Below are 5,376 nucleotides of genomic sequence, written 5' to 3' on the forward strand. Positions count from 1 at the left end.
GTATTATATATTCTTTTTGTATGATAAGATTAGAAACTAATTTTATTTATTGTTTAAACTAAGGTATCTATGTTGTATCACTTAGACTTTCGAGTAGAATATCCTGCTACTATGAGCCAACAAGAATTATTTGTTATTTGGAGCGAAGAAGCAGATGCTGCAATGGGTGCTAAGGAAGCAGGAATTATAATAAANGTATCACTTAGACTTTCGAGTAGAATATCCTGCTACTATGAGCCAACAAGAATTATTTGTTATTTGGAGCGAAGAAGCAGATGCTGCAATGGGTGCTAAGGAAGCAGGAATTATAATAAACCTCTGGAAGTGTGTCGGAACTCGTAGAGTAATAGCTATTGTTGATGTCGAATCTCCCGATCAACTTGACCAAATAATTATGGACTTACCAATTATGAAAAAAATGGGACAATATGTGAATATTGAGGTTACATCATTACGACCTTATGAAGATTTTGCAACAGATTTGAAGGCGAGAAAAAACTAAGAGATTGTAAGATTATAGCCTAATTTGCCACTCTAAAAATCATAAATTAATCAATTGCATCTGAGTAATTAATAGCGAACATTTTCTTGTTTCTCCAAGAGGTAGAAATTATGAATTTTCCTTTAATTATCTTGAGATGTACCTTGTTGATAATTTTTCTAGTCCAAACTTGGCTAATACATCCTTTGCCCAGTTTTGCTCTAACGNTACAACAAGTATCAAACCCCCGACAAGACTATCATGGTTGGGTGACAGATATGGCGGAAATTCTCAGTCCAAGTACAGAAACTCAACTTAACCAAATGATTTCCGACTTAGAAGCCAAAAATGGAGCAGAAATTGCTGTTGTGACTGTGCCAGAAACTCAACCCACAGCAACCCCCAAAGAATTTGCGACTAAGTTGTTTAATTATTGGGGAATTGGTAAAAAGGGTCAAAATAATGGTGTGCTGTTTTTAGTGTCTGTAGGCGATCGCCGTGTGGAAATAGAAACTGGTAAAGGAATACAGCAAACTTTGCCAAATGCTAAGGTTAGTAATATTATCGACAGTAAAATTATCCCTGAATTTAAGTCAGGAAATTTTGAAAGTGGTGTAGTTGCAGGTACAAAAGAATTAGTAACATCCCTGAAAACAGAGACATATCAGTTAGGTACAGTTTCTGATGGAGTTATCCTTACTTGTATTCTCATAGTTATGGGTATTATGGGTATCTCCAAAATTTTGAACAAAACGAGTAGGAAAACCACCTATCGTAGTCGCAGCACATCTGGAAGTGAGAAACCTACCATCTCTATTACCAAAAATGCTGACAATACTTCTACTAAAACTAGCAGCAATAATACTGGAAGTGAGAAACCTGCCATCTCTATTACTAAAAATGCTGACAATAGTTTGACTAAAACTAGCAAGAGTTCTTACAAAAGTAGTAGCAGTAGCTCTAGAAGCAATAAAGGTAAGAGTTTAAGTAGTGGCAGTAGCGATCGTAGAACTACTCGTAGTAGATCGACTAACAGTAGTAGTAGCTCTTACAGTGATGATAGCAGCAGTAGCTCTTACAGTCACAGTAGCAGTAGTAGCTCTGGAAGCTGTGATAGTGGAAGTTTTGGTGGTGGTAGCAGTGATGGTGGTGGTGATGGTGGTGGCTGGTAATAACTATACTTTTAGTATGGCAAAATAATAGTCATTCGTTTTTGAGATTGAAAATTAGAGAAAGATAGCAAAGTACATTAATACTTTAATTCAATATATATATTGGGAAGAGAGAAAAAAATAATAATTCCTCTTCCCTTTTCTTTATGCTTTACCAATCATAATAAAGTTTTTCAGCATCAAACATAATTTCTTCATTGGGCAATCTAATCTTAGGCTTTTGTCGCGGATAAAGACTTTCTACTGCTGTTGTATCTTGTTCGACAATAGTAGCTGCTGCCTGTAAAAATGATTTTTGGAAGAGAATCTTTAATAGGGGATTTTTGAATTTTNATAATTTCTTCATTGGGCAATCTAATCTTAGGCTTTTGTCGCGGATAAAGACTTTCTACTGCTGTTGTATCTTGTTCGACAATAGTAGCTGCTGCCTGTAAAAATGATTTTTGGAAGAGAATCTTTAATAGGGGATTTTTGAATTTTCCATATAACAAAATAAAAGTCTTAGTTATATTTTTAGTTTCTGGATAAACAACATGAGTTTGAGCCATACTACCAACTGGTGAATCAGCAAATAACACTACATTTGAAGGAAAACAATATTCTAAAGTATTGTTCATAACTCTAGGAATTATCTTTAACGCCGGGTGTTTTATAATTTCTCCAAGAGTATTTTCAGCTCTTGTTATCTGTTGTTCTACTTTGGCATAATATCCATCAGTTTGGTATGACTGAACATCACATGAAGTAATTTGAAATAAATCCTTATGAGTACCATTTTGATGATTATAATCGTAGTTCACAAGCATACTTCTTAAAAAATCTGCCTGAATACTCTTTTCTCCAGTTACTCCCAGAAATTCATATTCCTCAGTTACTCTGTGAATTAATTCAGGAATTGGTAGTCTTGGTTCATAGCCACCGTAAGTCCAAATACAATCATCTTTAACTATTAATTCTAAAGTTTTAGTAACTGGTTGAGTATCTAATTTACCCTCTTTATATAATTTTCCTTCTCTATCAAATTCTAGAGCATGAAAGGGGCAAGTTATTGTATTTCGTTGTTGACAAACCAAACCTTCAGATAGGGGAGCTTGTAAATGATGGCAGATATTATCTAAAGCAAAAACTTCACCTTTTTTGTTTTGCCAAATAACGTAATCTTTTCCATTTAAAGTGATTTTTTGTGGTTGATTAAAACTCAACATTGATTTATGAGCAATCAACCAAGGTGTGCCTGGTAAAATTGGTTCCATTTCTTCCTAATAAAATCAGATTTTTTAAAAAAATTTGCCCTACACTTATCTGTAGGCTGATCTTGTTTCTCAACTTTAATAGTCAATTTAAAAAAGATATTTACAGTAAAATTGAAATCCTTTACAACAAATAGTTTTGATTTGAGCTGATAGCTGATAGCTTAAAGCTATATATTACTATTCAAATAATAATTCCTTAGCTGCTTCATAAAACCGACATAAAACGTTATATAGCGACATTTTAATGTTTACTTCCTGCTTCTACCGGAACGGTCGGCAGCACTCCGTCCACAGGCATTGACGGTCAAGCCGACCGCATTTCTTAAATTAATACTTGCATTCAGATCCCGGTCTATAGNATAGTTTTGATTTGAGCTGATAGCTGATAGCTTAAAGCTATATATTACTATTCAAATAATAATTCCTTAGCTGCTTCATAAAACCGACATAAAACGTTATATAGCGACATTTTAATGTTTACTTCCTGCTTCTACCGGAACTGTCGGCAGCACTCCGTCCACAGGCATTGACGGTCAAGCCGACCGCATTTCTTAAATTAATACTTGCATTCAGATCCCGGTCTATAGATATCCCACAATCAGGGCAGTCATAAGTCCGATTATTTAACGGCATATCTTGAACATGACCACAGTAGGAGCAAGTTTTTGAAGATGGAAAAAACCTATCAACTACTACTAATTTAGAACCATACCATCGTGTTTTATATTCAAGCTGTCTCCGAAATTCATAAAAGCCTTGGTCGGCTATAGACTTAGCTAGCTTGTGGTTAGCTAACATACCGCTTAAATCGTTATTTTCTGATTAAGTCAATACTCCACCATAACCAGATNAGAACCATACCATCGTGTTTTATATTCAAGCTGTCTCCGAAATTCATAAAAGCCTTGGTCGGCTATAGACTTAGCTAGCTTGTGGTTAGCTAACATACCGCTTAAATCGTTATTTTCTGATTAAGTCAATACTCCACCATAACCAGATTCTACTATTTGACAGGCAATTTGTTCGTAAGCACCAGGATCGTTTGGTATGGTAACTGCTAAACCATCTATATAGCGATTCAACATAGAAAAAGCTGCTGCAATTAAGACTGTATCATGAATTTCCCTATCTGTTGCACCTAGATTTTTTGCTCGTTGAATATTATCTTCAGAAACTTGTTTACCATCAAGTTGCACTTTTGCTGCTATTTTTAGTAGCGCTTTGAGTTTGTCTGTAATATTTGCACTCTCAAAATTTTGGTAAACTGCATCAACTACATTACTATTGTTTTTGAACAGTTGTTTGGCTACTGCTCCATGAACACCTGTGCAAAAGTCGCATTCGTTCCGGTAGGATACATAAGCAGCTATGAGTTCTCGCTCTTCTAGTGATAGGGGTGAGTCTCCTCTCAACAGGGTTTCGGCCAATTCCAACAACAGTTTGCCTGTATCGGGTCGATATTTAACTAAGCCCATCATTCCAGGAAAGTTTGATGGTATATCTATATGTGCCATTTGTCAGTCTTACTCTTTTTCTATTAACTAAATATTTAGTTAGTAATTACTATAAAGCTATTAAATTTGCTTTGTCAAGAGTTAACAAAGCAAATGCTAATATTAATTAGCTACGGGTCAAGGCCAAGTGTTGGCCATAGCTAAGAGTAGAAAGCTTGGCCTTTTAAGTTCAAGCTAGTAAATTTGTTGGGAGTCTATATACTCGTGAATCATCCAGCCAAAGAAAAATCATTGCCTAACAAGAAACGAAAATTGCGCGATCGAGAAGCAACAAAAGCAGAAATTTTAGATGCTGCTGAAGAGGAATTTGCTAAGTCTGGTTTAGCTGGAGCCAGGATAGACGCGATCGCGGATCGTACAGGAGTAACAAAGGCCATGATTTACTATTACTTCAATAGTAAAGAGGGTTTGTATCAGGAGGTTTTTCAACGACTGGTAAGAGAACTTAATCAAATAATTCATCCGTCGCAACTAGAGAAGTTACCAGCAGAAGTAGCATTGAAAATGTTAGTACGTTCAGCGATCGCCTACGAAGCATCTCATCCCCATAGAGGGAGACTATGGTTTCACGAAGCAATTCAAAATCAGGGTAAATATGGTAAATTAAGTGGTTGGCAAGAAAGTTTTATCTGTTTAGTAAATATTTTAGAACGAGGAATAGCAGAAGGAAGTTTCCGGCAGCTCGATCCATTTTTAACAGCTATTAACATTTTGGGTATTTGTGTATTCTATTTTGATGCCCAGGAAAATCTCAATTATCTCAAGCCAGAACGGCAGCTTTTGAGCCAAGAAATGATTGAAAAACAAACTCAAGAAGCAATCAATCTAGTTCTAGGAGGAGTGCTAATGCATTCAGAAAAATCCTTTCGTTAATTGATAATGGATAATGGATAATGGATAATTGATAATTACCTCTGGTTAAAACCGTTCTTGATTGAAGATCGGGAAATATCATT

Annotated in this window: 3 protein-coding genes and 3 pseudogenes; 3 read left to right on the plus strand and 3 right to left on the minus strand. The window is 35.6% G+C overall.

What is annotated here, in order from left to right; all coding sequences use genetic code 11:
- Window positions 1-195: 195 nt before the first annotated feature.
- Window positions 196-502, plus strand: a pseudogene (locus tag AFK68_RS44920) (muconolactone Delta-isomerase); the annotation flags it as partial.
- Window positions 503-759: 257 nt separating this feature from the next.
- Entirely contained in the window at window positions 760-1,653 is an 894-nt protein-coding gene (locus AFK68_RS44925) for a YgcG family protein (protein ID WP_371357348.1), read from the plus strand.
- A 333-nt stretch (window positions 1,654-1,986) separates the two neighbouring features.
- Here the strand turns inward: AFK68_RS44925 and AFK68_RS12265 are convergent.
- The 3 genes and pseudogenes from AFK68_RS12265 to AFK68_RS12280 form a co-directional block, all read right to left on the minus strand.
- A pseudogene (locus tag AFK68_RS12265) lies at window positions 1,987-2,906 on the minus strand (Rieske (2Fe-2S) protein); the annotation flags it as partial.
- 477 nt (window positions 2,907-3,383) lie between these two features.
- A pseudogene (locus tag AFK68_RS12270) lies at window positions 3,384-3,725 on the minus strand (RNA-guided endonuclease InsQ/TnpB family protein); the annotation flags it as partial.
- Between the two features lie 152 nt (window positions 3,726-3,877).
- Window positions 3,878-4,420: a carboxymuconolactone decarboxylase family protein gene (locus AFK68_RS12280; protein ID WP_094673066.1), complete on the minus strand. Its 543-nt coding sequence runs from the start codon at window positions 4,418-4,420 to the stop codon at window positions 3,878-3,880.
- 204 nt (window positions 4,421-4,624) lie between these two features.
- On the opposite strand from AFK68_RS12280, the gene AFK68_RS12285 reads away from it, so the two are divergent.
- Window positions 4,625-5,293, plus strand: coding sequence for a TetR/AcrR family transcriptional regulator (locus AFK68_RS12285; RefSeq protein WP_094673067.1), 669 nt, complete (start codon window positions 4,625-4,627; stop codon window positions 5,291-5,293).
- Window positions 5,294-5,376 lie beyond the last annotated feature (83 nt).

Origin of the sequence: Hydrocoleum sp. CS-953 (assembly GCF_002260545.1) — a bacterium.
In the GTDB taxonomy this organism is placed as follows: domain Bacteria; phylum Cyanobacteriota; class Cyanobacteriia; order Cyanobacteriales; family Microcoleaceae; genus Trichodesmium.

Coding starts and splice junctions, on each gene's coding strand:
- AFK68_RS44925 (WP_371357348.1), top strand. CDS start 760: ATGGCGGAAATTCTCAGTCCAAGTACAGAAACTCAACTTAACCAAATG.
- AFK68_RS12280 (WP_094673066.1), bottom strand. CDS start 4,420: ATGGCACATATAGATATACCATCAAACTTTCCTGGAATGATGGGCTTA.